Origin of the sequence: Stenotrophomonas sp. 169, assembly GCF_014621775.1 — a bacterium.
GTDB lineage: Bacteria > Pseudomonadota > Gammaproteobacteria > Xanthomonadales > Xanthomonadaceae > Stenotrophomonas.
Genome location: NZ_CP061204.1, coordinates 2,295,754 through 2,311,448, shown reverse-complemented (window position 1 = coordinate 2,311,448; position 15,695 = coordinate 2,295,754). Strand labels below are relative to the sequence as shown.

Here is a 15,695-nt window from a genome sequence, read left to right as displayed (position 1 = left end):
GGCCCTTACTGGGTGACGAAACTGGTGAACAGCAGGTCATCGGCGCACTTCTTGCCGGTTTCCGCCATCAGCACTTTCTGCACCTCAGCCAACGAGTCGGCCTGCAGCTTCTCTTTGCCGGCCCGATCGGCGATCTGGTCCGGGGTGACCTGCGAGAACAGCATCAGCAGGCGGGCGCGGAGCGCCGGGGAATGGGTGCGGATGGCGTCCAGCGAAGTGGCGTCGCGGGTCATCAGCTGTACTTCCACCTGCAGGTAGCGGGGGCCATCGACCGGGCCGTTGAGGTTGACCACGAAGGGCGGCTCAAGGCCGAAGTACTGGGCGGGTGCCGGCGGCGCCTTGGGCTTGGCCTTGGCGGCCGGTGCACCGGCATCGCCGTGCGCGGACTGGGTGAAATACCACACGCCACCGCCCGCGGCCGCGGCGGCAACGACGGCGATCAGGGCGATGACCAGCATGGGACGACGCGACGGGGCGGCCTTGTCCTTGTCGGCGGATTTCTTGGTTTTGTCTGCAGCTGCGGCCACGTGTGAAGCTCCTGGAGGTTGCCTGCGGTGACATGCAAGGGCTGTGCCGGGAGCCTGACTCAGGGGCTCCCTCCTCCAGATGGGTCAATGCGGCCTCTGGTAGCGCCGAGCCGTGCTCGGCGGAATGTTCCCGCCAACGGCCCGCTGCGCTCGCCGACCATGGGTCGGCGCTACCGCTTTTTCTTTTTTTCTTTCCGTGGCGGGACGCGCGCGCGGACTGTCAGGGCCGGGCGGGAGGGGTTGGTGGGGGCGTTGAGCGCCATGGATGGCGCGAAACGAGGCACGCATGGATGCGGCTCTTGCCGTCCCCCACCAATCCCTCCCGCCCGGCCCAACCCCAGGAAACAGCTTCCCCGACCGACCACGAGGGGCTCAGCCGTTCGCCGCGACGGATTACTGGCGGCGGTAATCCGTCACGCGTGGACGTCGAGCAGGCCCCGCTGGCGGATCAGCTGGGCGCTGGACAGCGTGACCTCTGCGACGCCGCGCTCGGCATCGCGTCCTTCGCCGGTGAAGCTGCTCCGCTGCTCACCCTGGCCCGGCTCACCTTGCGGCTGATGGCCGACATCGGCATGGGCCAGCTGGAAGCCCTGCTCACCCAGCAGTTCGCGCAGCCGCGGCAGGCTGCTTTCGAGCGCGTGGCGGACTTCTACATGCGGACTGCTGAAACTGGCGTGGACCTTGTCGCCGTCCATCTGCAGGCGCACGTCGATCGCCCCCATCTCATCAGGACTGATGCGAATGTGGGCGTGGCCGATCTTCTGTTCGGCCAGCCAACCCACCTTGGCACTGACGGCGTCGTCGAAGCCGTCCTGGCCCAGCACCGGCGTCGGATTCGGATCGCTCATCCGCGCCAGGGCGGGTTCGCTGCCGGTGCGCATCGCCTGCAGTGAGGACAGGCCGAACAGCAGGCCGGGTGCGGTAGCGGTGTCGTCGCTGGCCGCGGCCTCGTCCGTGCCACCCGCGGCCATCAGGGCATCCATCAGGTCGGCAGGCAGTTCGGTATCGCCGGCTTCCGCGTCCACGGCGACGGCAAATCCTGCGGAGGGGGCTGCGGCGGCCATCGGCAGTGCTGGCGATGCCATGGCCGGGGATGTCAGCGCGGCAGTGGAGGTCGACGCGCTGGTAAGTGCTGCGGACGCTTCCGTGGCGGGCGGCGGCATCGACAGCAGCAGGCCGGCCAAGCCGGCAGGTGGCCACTCAGGCACGTCATCACGGTGCTCGACACCGTCAGGTTGGGCCGCCTGGCTGACGGCGGCTTCGGTGTCTGCCACCTCATCCGGGCGGGGCTCACGGGTGCCGCCGTCCTGTGCTGCGGAAGGGCGGTCCTTGCTGGTCGCGGTGGTGTCGGACGGCGTGTCGGCGTTCGCGTCCTGCCGGGAGCGTGGTGGACGCGAGGGGCTGTCCGCCTGCTGCAGCATGCGGTCGAAACCGTCGGCGCCATCCTTGCCGCGGGGTGCATTGCCGCGCGCCGAGGTGCCGGCAGCGGCCACTGCGGTTCCGGCGGTGCTGCCCCCCAGCGCCGGCGCCATCACGACTGCACCCCGGAATCGGGGTCTGCGACCTGCTGTAGGCGGGACCGCCGAGCGCCGAGATCGTCCATTTCGCGCTGGGTACGCTTTTCGGCGACCTGCTGTTCCTGTGCGCGGTAACTGGCCGCCAGCTGCTCAAGCACCTTCTTGTCACGGCTGGCAAGCAGCAGGCGCGCGCGTTCGGCCTCCACTTTCTCGCGGTTGCTGTCCACGTTCTGGGTCTGCTGGGTGACCGCACTGTCCAGCCGGTCCAGGAAGGCGCGACGATTCAGCAGTTGTGCCGGGCTGGTCGCGGCCATCTGCGCATTGGCGTACTCATCGGCATAGCGCCGCAGTTCGTCCAGTCGCGAAAGATGCGTGTCCAGGGTGCGCTGGCGGTCAGCCAGCTCGCGCGCCACGGTGTCTTCTTTTTCCTGCGCGCGCTTGAGCAGCGGATCGATACGCTTTGATTGCATCATGCCGCGTGCTCCGGTTCCACCAGGCGCTTGAGGGCGGCCTGGCTGTGGGGAAGGTCGGCCGCCTTGGCGACGTCCTGGCCGAGGAACTCGACGATCTCGGGCCAGCGCTCCAACGCTTCGTCCGTCGCCGCATCGTTGCCGCGCTGGTAGGCGCCGATCGCGATCAGGTCGCGATTGGACGAATACGCCGAGACCAGCCGCTTCAACTTGCGGATGCGCAGGCGCCAGGCTTCATCGGCGATTTCCGTGACCACGCGGCTGACCGATGATTCCACGTCGATTGCCGGGTATAGGCCGCTGTCGGCCACCCGCCGCGAGAGCAGGATATGACCGTCGAGGATGGCACGTGCGGCATCGGCGATCGGATCCTGCGGATCATCGCCTTCGGTCAGCACGGTGTAGAACGCGGTGATGGAGCCGCGGCCCTTGGCCCCGTTGCCGGCCCGTTCGACCAGTGCCGGCAGCTTGGCGAATACCGAGGGCGGATAGCCGCGGGTGGTCGGCGGTTCGCCAACGGACAGACCGATCTCACGCTGGGCCTGGGCGAAGCGGGTCAGGGAATCCATAAGCAGCAGAACGTTCAGGCCCTGATCGCGGTACCACTCGGCGATGGCCGTAGCACGGTAGGCGCCATGCAGGCGTGCCAGCGGCGGACGGTCGGCGGGTGCAGCCACGACCACCGCGCGGCGCAGGCCCTCTTCGCCCAAGGTGGATTCGACGAAATCACGGACTTCGCGGCCACGTTCACCGATCAGGCCGACCACGATCACGTCTGCCGAAGTGAAGCGGGTCATCATGCCCAGCAGCGTTGATTTACCCACGCCGGAGCCGGCGAACAGGCCCACGCGCTGGCCGCGGCCGATCGGCAGCAATGCGTTGATCGCGCGCACGCCGACATCCAGCGGCTGGGTGATCGGTTCGCGGGCGAGCGGGTTCATCGACACGCCGGCCATGCCCACCGAGCCCTCCGCGCGGATGGGGCCCTTTCCGTCCAGCGGCACGCCATCACTGTCGATGACACGCCCCAGCAGGCCTTCGCCCACGTCCACGCCGCCACCACGGCGCAGCGAAGGCACCACCCGCGCATTGGGCAGCAGGCCGTGCAGTTCGGCGCTGGGCATCAGGTAGGTGCGGTCGCCGGCGAACCCGACCACTTCCGAGTCCACCCAGCCGCCGTCCACTTCCACCTTGCAGCTGGCGCCCAGCGGCGCTTCGCAGCCGACCGCTTCCAGGGTCAGGCCCACGGCGCGACGGAGTACGCCCTCGCGGATGAGTCCGCGCCCGTGCAGCGTGTCGAATTTCAAGGCGTCCAAGCGGGCACCGAGGCGCAGGTTGCGTGCACCGGTCCATTCCGGCGGCAGCGGCAGATCGATCGTGCTCATGCGCCGGCTCCTACTTGTCGCATCACTTTGTCCAGCGCACCGCGCAGGCGCGCCTCCAGCGTGCCGTCGATGCGCACGCTCTCCGCGTGTACGCGCAGGTCGCCACGGCCCAGCGCGGGGTCGGGCACCAGACGCTGCTGCGGTGACAGGGTGAGCAGGGGGCGAGGGCGGCGATGTCATCCGGATGCAGGCGCACTTCCACCTCGCGGCTGCTGCCACCGACGGCGTCAACGCCTTCTGCGACCAGTTGCGCCAGCAGCTCCGGATCCACTTCGTACGCGCGTCCGACCAGGCTGCCGGCAATGCGCACGGCCAGCTCGCCGAGCGCGGCGACGGCTTCGTTTTCCAGACGCACCAAGGGGCGGCTGAAGTTGTCCAGGATGCCCTCCATCTGTGCGACGACGCGGCGCACCTCGGCCTGGCCCTGCGCAAAGCCTTCGGCATGCCCATGGCTGAAGCCTTCTTTCTCGGCGCTGTCCTGGATGGCCTGGATTTCTTCCAGGGTAGGGGGCTGCAGCAGCGGCTCCGGTTCGTGCTCCGGCTCGCCCTGCAGCAGGTGCTCGTCGAGCAGTGGTTGCGCATCGGCCAGCAGGTCGGGTGCATTCCAGCGGATGGCCGTGTTCACAGCATGGCCTCCGCGCTGCCACCGAGGGCGACCGTGCCTTCATCGGCCATGCGCTTGACGATGGCAAGGATCTCGCGCTGCGCCCCTTCCACGTCGGACAGGCGCACCGGACCGCGCGCTTCCATGTCTTCCAGCAGGATCTCCGCCGCGCGCTGGGACATGTTGCGGGTGATCTTGTCGCGCACCTTGATGTCCGCACCGCGCAGGGCCAGGCCCAGCCGTTCGCCACTCACTTCGCGCAGCACCAGCTGCATCTCGCGGTCGTCCAGGTCGACCAGGTCGTCGAAGACGAACATCATTTCCTGGATGCGCCCGCTGAGCGAGGCATCCACGCGTGCGATCTCGCCCAGGATGACCTGGTCCTGTCCGCTGTCCATGAAGTTCAGGATGTTGGCGGCCACCTGCACGCCGCCGATATTCGACGACTTCAGGTTCTGGTTGCCGGAGAACTGGCGTTCCATGATTTCGTTGAGCTCGTTGAGCGCGTTGGGCGGGATGCCGTCCAGCGTGGCGATGCGCAGCAATACGTCCACGCGGGTGCGCTCCGGCAGCAGCTTCAGCGCATCGGCGGCCTGGTCGGTTTCCAGGTGGGCCATGACGATGGCGATGATCTGCGGGTGTTCGTTGCGCACCAGGTCGGCGACCGCGCGCGGATCCATCCACTTCAGCGCATCCAGGCCCGTCGTGTTGCGTCCGAGCAGGATGCGATCGATCAGGCTGCTGGCTTTCTCGCTGCCCAGTGCCTGCACCAGCATGTTGCGGATGTAGTCGTCCGACCCGACACCGAGGGAGGTCTTGGAGGTCAGCTCATTGTTGAAGCTGTCCATCACGCCTTCTACCTGCTCGCGGGTGACATTGCTCATGGTCGCCATGGCGATGCCGATCTTCTGCACCTCCTTGGGCTCCATGTGGCGCAGCACGTCGGCGGCTTCCTGCTCACCCAGGGAAAGCAGCAGGATGGCCGCGCGCTGTACGCCGCTGATCGGCATCTCATTCATGCGCCACCCACCCCTTGACGACCTGCGCGACGCGCTTGGAATCGGTTTTCACTGCTTCGCGTGCCATGCGCAGGCGCTCTTCATAGGAATCCACCGGCAGGGCCAGCGGTACACTGCCCAGGCTGCTGCGGTCACGCTCCAGCGCGGGTAGGTCCATGTCATCGTCCACCAACTGCACGTCGGCGGTCAGCGGATCCTGCCCGAGCTGCGCCGGGCGCGGGCCGTTGCCGCTGATCGCGCGCAGTGCCGGACGCAGCACGCCGAACAACAGGGCCAGCACGACCACCGCACCCAGCAGCAGGCGCAGGCCATCCTGCACCCACGGCAGCTCCCACCACTTGGGACCTTCCACCGGAATGACTTCACGCACGAAGGGCGCGTTCATCACTGACACGGTGTCGCCGCGCTCGGCATTGAAGCCGACCGCCTGCTTCACCAGGCCCTCGATGCGGGTGAGTTCGGCGGCCGACAATGCCTGCTCGGTCACCTTGCCGTTGGCACCGGGACGCGGGACGTTGTCCAGCAGTACTGCCACCGACACGCGCTCGATGCGTCCGGCGGGCTGGCGGGTGTGCTGCAGGGTGCGGTCCAGTTCGTAGTTGCGGGTGGCGTTGCGCGAGGTTTCGGTCGGCGCTGCGGTCGCCGCCGCAGGCGCGGGCTGTCCCGGCGGCGCATTGCTGGCAGCCCCTGGCACGCCCTGCGGACCGGTTGCGGCGGTGGAATTTTCGCTGGTCTGCTCGCTGCGCACCTTGGCCGGCTCGCCGTTGTAGAGCTCGCGGGCTTCTTCGGTGGTGGAAAAGTCCATCGCCACGCTGACTTCCGGCTTGACCCGTCCCGGGCCGGTCATCGGCTCCAGCAGCTCACGGATGCGCTGGTTGAACGAGGTTTCCTGGCGGCGCACCTGCTCGAACTGTGCTGCATTCAAGGCCGCTTCGCTGTTCGGATCGGACACGCTCAGCATGCGTCCGCTCTGGTCGACCACGGTCACGCGTTCCGGGGTGAGATCGGGGATGCTGGCGGCGACCATGTGCACGATCGCGTCGACCTGACCGCGCTCCAGCTGCTGGCCACCGCGCAGTTCCAGCACCACCGACGCGCTGGCGACATCGCGCTGGCGGGTGAAGGCGCTGGGCTTGGGGATGGCCAGGTGCACGCGCGAATCGCGCACCGGACGCAGGGTGTTGATGGTGCGCGACAACTCGGTTTCCAGCGAATGCTGGTAGCGGGCGCTTTCCACGAACTGGCTGACGCCGAAACCGGGATCGCGCTCCATCAGCTCGAAGCCGAGGCGTCCGTTGTCGGTCAGGCCGGAGCTGGCCAGCTTCAGCCGCGCATCGTGCAGGTTTTTCTCCGGCACGGTGATGCCGCCGGTGGCCGCATCCAGCTCGAAGGGAATCTGCGCCGCGCGCAGCAGGTCGGTGGCTTCGGCGGTGGCCTTCTGGTCCAGGCCGGTGTACAGCGGCACCATGCCGGGCTTCTGCGACCAGAAAAACACCGCCAGGCCGGCGGCGACGGCGACGGCGATCATGGCCATCAGGCCGAGGCGGCGTGCGATCTGCAGGCTCTGCAGGCGATCAAACCACTGGCCGGCCTTCTCGCCGTTCAGTGCTTCCTTGGAAAGGGTGAGTGCCATGGGATGCGGTCCTTACAGCGGCATGTTCATCACGTCCTGGTAAGCCTGGACGAGACGGTTGCGGACTTCCACGGTGGCACGGAAGGCGATCTGCGATTGCTGCGAGGCGATCATGACCTTGGCCAGGTCGGCACCGGGTACGCCCAGTTCGAAATCACGCGCCAGTCCGCCCGACTTCGCCTGTGCTTCGTTCACCGATGACAATGCGCCACGCAGGGTATCGCTGAAGCTGGTCGGCGCAGGGCCGCCGATGGCGGTTCCGCCCGGGATCGCATTGGTACGCGGCATCTCCGACAGCGGACTGGACAGCGGCTGGGTAGCCTGCGTCTGGAAGCTGCGGATCTGCGAAAGGATCGAGGTGACGGAGTGGCTCATGTGGCGCGATTCCATGGAACGGGAACAGGGAGTTGCCCTGGTGCCGATGCAAGCGCCGTGCCGGAATCGTTAATGTTTGCCGAACGTCTGCCGGGCGGGGAGGACAGCGCCTTTCTGTCAGCGCTGAAGGCGCTGTCCCCGGGAGACGTCGGAAATCCGGCGTCGGGTTTCCGCCTCCGTTCCGTCAATGCGGCTGCAGCGTCCACGTGCCGCCATTCTGGCGACGCTTCGGTGGGAGGGGACCGTCGAACTGGGTGAACACGAAGCGGCCCTGCAGGTCGGTCTGGCAGGTCAGCAGCAACTGGTAATGGCTGTCGCCCGCTTCAAACGCTTCGTGCATGTCGATCGCGGCGATGTTGGCGGCGATCCGTTTGTAGTGGTACGTGCCCTGATAGCGCAGGCGCGTGCCGAGTACGGTGAGCAGGTAATGGCCACCGCTGAAGTCGACCCGCACCATGCGGCCCGCATTCGGGTTGTCCGGTCGCCACAGCGGATCGGTGAGGTTGGTCAGGCGGCGGCTGTCGATGCTGCTGGGCATGCTGCAGCCGGGCGGCTGGGGCGGGGCGGCGACCGCAGCGTGGACCAGCAGGCAGGAGGCGAGGACAGCAGGCAGGATGCGCATGGAGCGGCTCCAGGAAGCGGAGTACCCAGCGTGTGGCGGAGTGGTCGCCGTGGCTTTCAGGAAATGTGCAAAGTGCGCGTTGTAGCGCCGAGCCGTGCTCGGCGGATGCCCGCAGCGAGCGGGTGAGGGAAAGCGCCGCTGCGCTCGCCGAGCGTGGCTCGGCGCTACCGGGTCGGTTCGTGCGTGATGCCGTTGTAGCGCCGAGCCGTGCTCGGCGGATGGGTCAGCCGGTCATTTCCGGCTGATCGCGTTCGATGCCGTACTTGCGCAGCTTTTCCACCAGCGTGGTACGGCGCAGGCCGAGCAACTGGGCGGCGTGGGCGACGACGCCCTGGGTCCGTTCCAGGGCTTCATGGATCAGTGCCAGTTCGATGTTGGCCATGTGGTTGCGCAGGTCCAGGCCATCATCGGGCAGTGCGGCCGGGGCGGCCGGCGCCGCGTGGGCGTGCTGGCCAGGCGCATGGAAGGAGAAGCTGCGCAGGTCCAGGCGCTCCTCACCTTCCGGCGCATTCGCCGCGACGGGCGCTGCCGGCGTGGCCACGGTCGGGATGTCGGCGCGGTAGCGCACCGGCAGGTCCTGCACGCGCACGGTGCCGCCCGGATGCAGCACGGCCAGGCGCTCCACCAGGTTGGTCAGCTCACGCACATTGCCCGGCCATGCATAGGCGGTCAGCGCCTGCAGGGCTTCGGGGGAGAAACGCACTTCGCCGCGCCCGGTCCGCGCCAGCTGGCCGGCGATGGTTTCTGCCAGCGTCGGCAGATCCTCCAGGCGCTCGCGCAGGGCCGGTACGTCGATGGGAAACACATTGAGCCGATAGAACAGGTCCTCGCGGAACTTGCCATCGGCAATGCGGCTTTCCAGGTCGCGGTGGGTCGCCGCGATCACGCGCACGTTGCAGCGGATCGTTTCGTTGCCGCCCACGCGCTCGAAGCTGCGTTCCTGCAGCACGCGCAGCAGCTTGACCTGCATCGGCAGGCTCATGTCGCCGATTTCGTCCAGCAGCAGCGTGCCGCCCTCGGCCATTTCGAAGCGGCCTTTGCGGGTGCTCAGTGCGCCCGTGAACGCCCCTTTTTCGTGACCGAACAGTTCGCTTTCCAACAGGTCCGGCGGAATCGCGCCGCAGTTGATCGCGACGAACGGGCCGTCGCGGCGCGGCGAACGCTGGTGGATCGCACGCGACACCACTTCCTTGCCGGTGCCGGATTCACCCAGCACCAGCACTGTGGTATCGAACGCGGCGACCTGCTCGATCATCTGCCGCAGCGCGATGACCGCCGGCCCGGTGCCGGTGGGTCCCTGTTCCTGCACGGTACCGGCCTGGTGTTCGGCATCCAGTCGCTTCAGGCTCGCGCGGCGCAGCAGCGCTTCCATCTGGGCATGGCGCAGCGGCGCTTCCAGCGGCCACACATTGGCCTCGTGCAGGCCATGGCGTCGCGCGAAGGCGGGCGCATCCCCGTCGATCAGCAGCACCGGCGGCGGCAGGCTGCTCTGGCCCAGCCACTGGTACAGCGAGGCACTGGAATCACTGTCGTCCAACTCGCCGACGATCACCGCCATCCAGTCGTTCTGGCGGTAACGGCCCGTGGAAAAATCCGCCGCGTCGGCGACCCAGCGCGGATTGAAATCCATGAACTCCAGCAGGGCAACGGTGTGCTCGGCGCGGACGGCATCGTTGTCCAGCAGCAGGATCCGTGACTCGCTCATCTCAGTTTTCCTTCAGCCCTTCCAGAATCGGCATGACTTCCTGGATATAGGACAGCTTGCTGACGAAATTGTCGGCACCGGCGCGCAGGGCGTGCTCGCGGTGTTCGGCATCGTCGAAGTGGCTGGCGATGACGATGTACGGCGCGTCATCCTGCGATTTGATCAGCCGCGTGGCCTGCAGTCCGCCCATCTCGGGCATGGCCAGGTCCATCAGCACGACCTTCGGGCGCAGGCTTTCCGAACGTTCTATGGCTTCCAGGCCGTTACCGGCGCTGCCGACCACGGCCAGCCATTCCACCTTGCGGAAGTGGCGCATGGCGGCATTGATGAAACCCTCGTGGTCATCCACCAGCAACACGGTCAGCTTGTTGTCCATTCCAGTTCGTCCTCAGCCCGTCCGGGCCATCAGCGGTTGCCGGACGGTCTGCCGGCGGCGTTCGCGGGCCGGAGCGATGTCCAGTTGTTCCCGGTATTTTGCAACGGTCCGGCGTGCGATGTTCACCCCTTGTCGCGCCAGCAGTCCGGCGATCGCCTCATCGGCCAGCGGCCGGCCGGCCGGTTCGGACTCGATCAGGCGGCGCACCATGGCTTTCACGGCCGCGCCGGACACGCTGGCCCCTTCAAGGCGCACCGCGAAGAAGTGCTTCAACTCGAAGGTGCCGCGCGGGGTCTGCAGGTATTTTCCGGTGGTAATGCGCGAAATCGTCGATTCGTGCATGCCGATCGCATCGGCCACTTCCTTCAGCGTCAGCGGTGCCATGGCTTCGTCGCCACGGGTCAGGAAGGCGGCCTGGCGCTCCACGATCACCCGCGCCGTGCGCAGCAGGGTGTCATGGCGCATCGACAGCCCGCGGGTCAGCCAGCGCGCTTCAGCCAGCATTTCGCGCATCGCCGGGCTGGCGTCGGGGCAGTCTGCCAAGGCCTGTTCATAATCACGGTTGATGCTCACGCGGCGGCTGCTACGGGTGTTCAGGGCGACCCGCCACTGTCCGTCAGCGTGCCAGGCACTGACATCCGGCACCACGGTGGCATTGTTTTCCGGCAGCAGGCTGTCGCCCGGGCGTGGCTGCAGGGAAAGGATCAGCCGTACCGCCTCGCAGATGTCCGCTACGTCGGCATCGCATGCGTTGGCCAATGCGGCGTAGTCGTGGCCGGCGAGCAGATCCAGCGGCCCGCGCAGGATGCGGCGTGCCAGATGGCGGGCCGCGACCGTGCCCGGCAGCGCATCCAGCTGTGCCAACAGGCACTCGGCCAGGTCCTGCGCGGCCATGCCGGCCGGGTCACCGTGCAGCAGGCGCTGGCGGACCGCTTCCACTTCCGTGGCGGGGATGTCCAGATGGGCGCTGGCCAGCAGGTGCAGTTGCGCCAGCGGCGCGTCAAGATAGCCGGCGTCGTCGCAATGCTCCAGCCAGAACGCGGCAACGGCCAAGTCGCGCTCGTCCAGTTCCAGCGCCAATGATTGCAGCACGCGCAGCTGGGGATCGCTGGAATGTCCGGCAGCGATGCGCGCCATGCGGTCATCGTCGCCGTCCTGCCAGCTCGCGCCGGGCACGTCCCACATGCCGCTGTCGGGCAGTTCGTCGAAGGCCGCCGTCTCCAGCGAGGCCTCCGGTCCGGCCGGGCCATCCGCTGCCGATTCGCTGGCTTCTTCGATTTCCAGCAACGGGTTGTTTTCCAGAGCGCGCTGGATTTCCTGCTCCAACTGCAGGCCGTTGAGCTGCAACAGGCGGATCGACTGCAGCAATTGCGGCGTCAGGTGGAGGTTCTGGCCCAGCTGGACATTGAGTGCGGCTTTCATCTGCATTCCCCGTCGCCATCCCCGGCGCGTTATGGAACACATCTTGCTTGTAGGCACGACGGGGTGTAATCGGGGCGTTCCTTAGGGCCTTGGTGCATCTCCTGACGCCGCGTCAGGAAAACCCTTACAGCGCAACCGAATTCCGTCGCGTGTCGATGCTAAGTGCCTGAATGTGCGTTACGGGCGAACGCAGCGTCGGGCCTTAAGGCACGCTCATCCTGTCGGGGTGACGGGAAAGCGACGCCGGCGATCAGCCCAGGTCGGTCTGATGGCGGGCCGCCATCAGCACCAGATCGTTCGCGCGGCGGCAGCCCAGCGATTCCATCATCCGGGCGCGATGGGTCTCGACGGTTTTCACGCTGATGCCGAGGTCGGCTGCCATTTCCTTGTTGCTCTGGCCAGCGCCGATACGACGCAGGATCTCGCGCTGGCGCGGCGAGAGGGCAGCGACGCCGACCGGCTTTTCCCGGCCTCCCAGCAGCGGGGCGAGCATCTTCGCGGAGATCTGCGGGCTGAGGAAGACCTGTCCGGCATGGGCGGCACGCAATGCCAGCTCCAGTTCGGCTGGCGCCGCATCCTTGACCACGAAGCCTACCGCGCCGCGGTCGAGGGCATCGCGCACGTGGGCAGCGTCGTCGTGCATGGTCATCATCACCACGCGTGAGCCAGGGGCCCGCAGCAGGATATCGCTGAGTGCTTCCAAGCCGCTGCGACCGGGCAGGGACAGATCCATCAGTACGACGTCGGGCGCATGCTGCAGGGCCTGCTGCAAGGCCTGCTCGGCGTTGCTGGCCTCGGCTACCACGTGCACGTCAGCGAATCCCTGCAGCAGCCGGCCCAAGCCAGCACGAACTAGGGTGTGGTCGTCGACGATCAGAACGCGCAAGGGCAGCAACTAAGGGCAGGAGAGCCCCCACCTTAACGGACCGGGGCCGGGCAGCCAATAGCGACACGCCGGGATAGCGACGGCCGTCGCGGAACGGTATGGAGCCGTTGTCATGCCGGCCGCGAGCGGGGTGCTGTTGTGGCGCCGAGCCGTGCTCGGCGGAATGTTGGCCGCGTGCGGGGTGGTGAAAGGCCCCGCTGCGCTCGCCGAGCGTGGCTCGGCGCTACCGGGTGGGTCTCGCGCGGGGTGCTGTTGTGGCGCCGGCCGCGTTCGCTCAGCGGTGACGGCGGGCGTCGGCGATCTGTCGCCGGTGCATCCGGAACAGGTGGCGTTCCAACGCCAACTCCAGGCCTTCGCCCAGTTCGCTGAAACGCAGCCACAGGTAATGCCCGCCGGCGCCGTTGGCCGCCTCGGCTACCACCTGGACCGGCAGATCAACATGATCAGGGAGCCAGTCGCTGGGCTGCAGGCGCACCACGCCTTGGCTGCCGATGGCCGCCCCGCTGCGCGGACCCAACTGCAGGCGAATGCCGCGCCGTGACCAGCGCAGGGGGCGCAGGGGCAGGGCATCACCCTGCTGGCGCACCAGGCGGCCCACCAGCACCAGCACCAGGTCCAGCTTCGCTTCAATGCGCTGCTGGGCCAGGTTGGTCTCGCCACGGTCGTCCTTGTCTTCGGCCCGACTGTCTTCCACAAGTGCCACGCTGCGCAGCAGCTGTTCGGCAACCGATGCACGCACCACGCCACTGCCACGCAGGAAGTCGGCGGGCAGGTCGACGTCGCAGCTGAGCGTCTCGTCGAACAGCTCGCTTTCGGCCGGATGGTGGATCAGGGGCGCGGCGGGATCGTTCATGCCAGCGATTCTGCCTTCAGGTAGGCATGGGCGGCGCGAAGGGAGCGCTTGCCCTGGTTGATGTGCGCTGCCGCTTCGTCGCGCAGCTGCACCATGCGGCCCATCACCTTGGCCTGGTGGGCCAGCAGGGCGTGGATGGCTTCGTCGGTAGGCCGCTCCACGGCCATCGACAGACCGGCGACCGCTTGCAGATGTTCGCTCATCAGCCGCTCGCTGTAGGCATGGTCACCCACCGGCAGCGCTGCTTCCAGCGTGTCCAGCGCGGCGTGCAGTGGCTGCAGCGAGGCGATGTTCATGGCGCGCCAGCGCCGCGGATCTGGCGCTGGTCGGCAGGAATGGCGCTCCATGCCGAATCGATTTCAACCATCAGGCCCAGCGCGTCCTGCAAGGCGACGGGATCGTTGTTGAGGTTGGCTTCGGTGAGCCGCACGATGACGAACTCGTACAGGGCCGACAGGTTGCCGGCAATCTCGCCGCCGGCTTCATGGTCCAGCGAGCCGTCAAGGTGACCCACGATCGAGCAGGCCTCGCCGATCGCTTTGCCCTTGCGTGCCTGGTCGTTGCGCTGCAGCGCGGCCTCGGCGGTGCGGATGCGTTCGCAGGCACCGGACAGCAGCAGCGCCACCAGCTTGTGCGGGTCGGCATCGACAACGGACGTGCTGACGCCGACCTTGCGGTACTGCTCGGCGAACTGCCGGTTTGTGGCGTACATGTATCAGTCTCCTGGGGTGCCATCGTGCCTGCGCTCCCAACAGGTGAGCGGGGGACGGCACCGGTGTTTCAATGGTATCGGCGGTGGGGCCGGTGAACTTGAGGGACGCGGATCAGCTGTTGCTGGCGAACTGCTGGGACAGCGAGTTGCTGGCGCTCTGCATCTGCGTCACCAGGCCTTCCATCGCGGTGAATTGCTTGGTGTAGCGGTCTGACACTTTTTCCATGCGGGCATCCAGGTCATCCAGCTGCTTCTCCAGCGCCTTGATTTCCTTGTTCAGCGAATTGGTGCGCTGGGTGATGCTGCCGGTGGTGGCATCCAGGTTGCTCTTCAGCAGGGCGGTCATCGACTTGCCGATGCTGCCTTCGGCGCCAAACAGCGACTTGGCCGCTTCGGGGTCCTTGGCGATGGCCGTGTCCAGCTTCGCGGCATCCAGGCTCAGGCTGCCGTCGGCGGCGATGGTCACGCCCAGCGCTTTCAGGTCGTTGACGTTGCCGCTGAGCTGGTTGCGCAGTTGCTGCTGCAGGCCGCGCACCATCGCATCGCCGGTGAGGGTCGCGGCGGTACCGGTTTCGGCGTTGTACGCGCTGGAACTTTTCAGCGTGCTCTGCACCGAGTTGTACGCCGTGATGAACGAGGTGAGGTTCGTCTTCAGCGTGCTGTTGTCCGGTGTCAGCGTCAGCGTCTGCTTTTTGCCTTCCTCAGCTTTGGTCAGGGTCAGGCTGACGCCCGGGACCAGATCGGTGATGGTGTTCGAGCTGGACGTGCGGGTAAAACCGTCCACCACCACCACGGCATCCTTGGCGGCGACCATCTCGGTCATCTTCGACGTGCCGGCGGGATCGTGCGCCAGGTCGGCCAGGCCGCCGTTGCCGCCTGTCGTGCTGATCGTCAGGGCGCCCTTGCTGCCGGCATCCACCGCGCTCAGCACCAGGTGCTGGCCGTCATCGGCGGTGATCACCGCAGCGGTCACGCCCTTGCCACCGGCCGCGGAGTTGATCGCCGCGGCGATGTCCGTCAGTTTCGAGCCGGCCGGAATGGTGACATCGATGGTCTTGTCGCCGTAGCCGATGCTCAACGCACCGTCACCGACGACGGCGTCCTTCTCATACGCCTTGGTACTCAGCTTCTGGTTCTGCGCCAGCGATCTGACTTCGATCTCATGCGTGCCGGCTGCCGGTTTGCCGGCGGTGGCGCTGGTATCGATGGTGGCACTGAAGTTGGATTCGGTCGGGGTGCTGGTCTTCAAGCCGGGCGTGGCGACGTTGCGTACCAGCGTACTCAGCGCGCTCTGCAGGCTGGTCATGCCGCTCTTGATCGTACCCAGCGCGGACACTTTCGCCGTTGCAGCCGTGCCCGCGGTGTTGATCTGGTTCTCCCTGGGGGCGCGTTCACTGGCGACGAGCCGGGAGACCAGGCTGGCGATATCGAGGCCGGAGCCGATGGTGCCGAGGGACATGGGAAGATCCTTGTGCTGGGGTGGCCCGCGCCGATGCCATGCATCTGCTATCGGCCGCCACGGGGCGAGCTTGAGCGCTGCTGCGCTGCCCGGTGCGATGCAAGCCCTGTGCCAGCGACCGCCCTTGGCG

At 67.2% G+C, this 15,695-nt stretch carries 16 protein-coding genes and 1 pseudogene; all 17 read right to left on the bottom strand.

Translation table 11 applies throughout. From position 1 onward, the window contains the following. Window positions 1-5 precede the first annotated feature (5 nt). The 17 genes and pseudogenes from ICJ04_RS09940 to fliD all read right to left on the bottom strand — a co-directional run bounded on the left by ICJ04_RS09940 (window position 6) and on the right by fliD (window position 15,565). Window positions 6-527: a flagellar basal body-associated FliL family protein gene (locus ICJ04_RS09940; protein ID WP_223202847.1), complete on the bottom strand. Its 522-nt coding sequence runs from the start codon at window positions 525-527 to the stop codon at window positions 6-8. A gap of 413 nt (window positions 528-940) precedes the next feature. Beyond that, entirely contained in the window at window positions 941-2,059 is a 1,119-nt protein-coding gene (locus ICJ04_RS09935; protein WP_188324116.1) for a flagellar hook-length control protein FliK, read from the bottom strand. Beyond that, on the bottom strand, window positions 2,059-2,517 hold the full coding sequence (fliJ, locus tag ICJ04_RS09930; RefSeq protein WP_188324115.1) for a flagellar export protein FliJ: 459 nt from the start codon (window positions 2,515-2,517) through the stop codon (window positions 2,059-2,061). The genes ICJ04_RS09935 and fliJ overlap by 1 nt, the downstream gene beginning before the upstream one ends. Next, a complete protein-coding gene (locus ICJ04_RS09925) occupies window positions 2,514-3,899 on the bottom strand; it encodes a FliI/YscN family ATPase (protein ID WP_188324114.1) in 1,386 nt (461 codons plus the stop codon). The genes fliJ and ICJ04_RS09925 overlap by 4 nt, the downstream gene beginning before the upstream one ends. Next, a pseudogene (locus ICJ04_RS09920) lies at window positions 3,896-4,524 on the bottom strand (FliH/SctL family protein). Before ICJ04_RS09920 ends, ICJ04_RS09925 begins: the two are co-directional and overlap by 4 nt. After that, window positions 4,521-5,507: a flagellar motor switch protein FliG gene (gene fliG, locus ICJ04_RS09915; RefSeq protein WP_188327283.1), complete on the bottom strand. Its 987-nt coding sequence runs from the start codon at window positions 5,505-5,507 to the stop codon at window positions 4,521-4,523. The pseudogene ICJ04_RS09920 and the gene fliG overlap by 4 nt, the downstream one beginning before the upstream one ends. Before the next feature lie 7 nt (window positions 5,508-5,514). Then, window positions 5,515-7,155, bottom strand: coding sequence for a flagellar basal-body MS-ring/collar protein FliF (gene fliF, locus ICJ04_RS09910; protein WP_188324113.1), 1,641 nt, complete (start codon window positions 7,153-7,155; stop codon window positions 5,515-5,517). A gap of 12 nt (window positions 7,156-7,167) precedes the next feature. Then, entirely contained in the window at window positions 7,168-7,530 is a 363-nt protein-coding gene (gene fliE / locus ICJ04_RS09905) for a flagellar hook-basal body complex protein FliE (RefSeq protein ID WP_188324112.1), read from the bottom strand. 184 nt (window positions 7,531-7,714) lie between these two features. Next, window positions 7,715-8,152: a hypothetical protein gene (locus ICJ04_RS09900; protein WP_188324111.1), complete on the bottom strand. Its 438-nt coding sequence runs from the start codon at window positions 8,150-8,152 to the stop codon at window positions 7,715-7,717. 223 nt (window positions 8,153-8,375) lie between these two features. After that, window positions 8,376-9,857, bottom strand: coding sequence for a sigma-54 dependent transcriptional regulator (locus ICJ04_RS09895; protein ID WP_188324110.1), 1,482 nt, complete (start codon window positions 9,855-9,857; stop codon window positions 8,376-8,378). Window position 9,858: 1 nt separating this feature from the next. Beyond that, a complete protein-coding gene (locus tag ICJ04_RS09890; protein WP_188324109.1) occupies window positions 9,859-10,233 on the bottom strand; it encodes a response regulator transcription factor in 375 nt (124 codons plus the stop codon). 12 nt (window positions 10,234-10,245) lie between these two features. After that, a complete protein-coding gene (gene rpoN, locus ICJ04_RS09885; RefSeq protein WP_188327282.1) occupies window positions 10,246-11,655 on the bottom strand; it encodes an RNA polymerase factor sigma-54 in 1,410 nt (469 codons plus the stop codon). Between the two features lie 250 nt (window positions 11,656-11,905). After that, on the bottom strand, window positions 11,906-12,541 hold the full coding sequence (locus ICJ04_RS09880; RefSeq protein WP_188324108.1) for a response regulator transcription factor: 636 nt from the start codon (window positions 12,539-12,541) through the stop codon (window positions 11,906-11,908). A gap of 274 nt (window positions 12,542-12,815) precedes the next feature. Beyond that, window positions 12,816-13,394, bottom strand: coding sequence for a PilZ domain-containing protein (locus tag ICJ04_RS09875; RefSeq protein WP_188324107.1), 579 nt, complete (start codon window positions 13,392-13,394; stop codon window positions 12,816-12,818). Beyond that, a complete protein-coding gene (locus tag ICJ04_RS09870; protein ID WP_188324106.1) occupies window positions 13,391-13,690 on the bottom strand; it encodes a hypothetical protein in 300 nt (99 codons plus the stop codon). Before ICJ04_RS09870 ends, ICJ04_RS09875 begins: the two co-directional genes overlap by 4 nt. Beyond that, window positions 13,687-14,106 carry a flagellar export chaperone FliS gene (gene fliS / locus ICJ04_RS09865; RefSeq protein WP_188324105.1) on the bottom strand — a complete coding sequence of 140 codons (420 nt, stop codon included), beginning with the start codon at window positions 14,104-14,106 and terminating at the stop codon, window positions 13,687-13,689. The genes ICJ04_RS09870 and fliS overlap by 4 nt, the downstream gene beginning before the upstream one ends. 112 nt (window positions 14,107-14,218) lie before the next feature. Continuing rightward, on the bottom strand, window positions 14,219-15,565 hold the full coding sequence (gene fliD / locus ICJ04_RS09860) for a flagellar filament capping protein FliD (protein WP_188324104.1): 1,347 nt from the start codon (window positions 15,563-15,565) through the stop codon (window positions 14,219-14,221). Window positions 15,566-15,695: the final 130 nt, after the last annotated feature.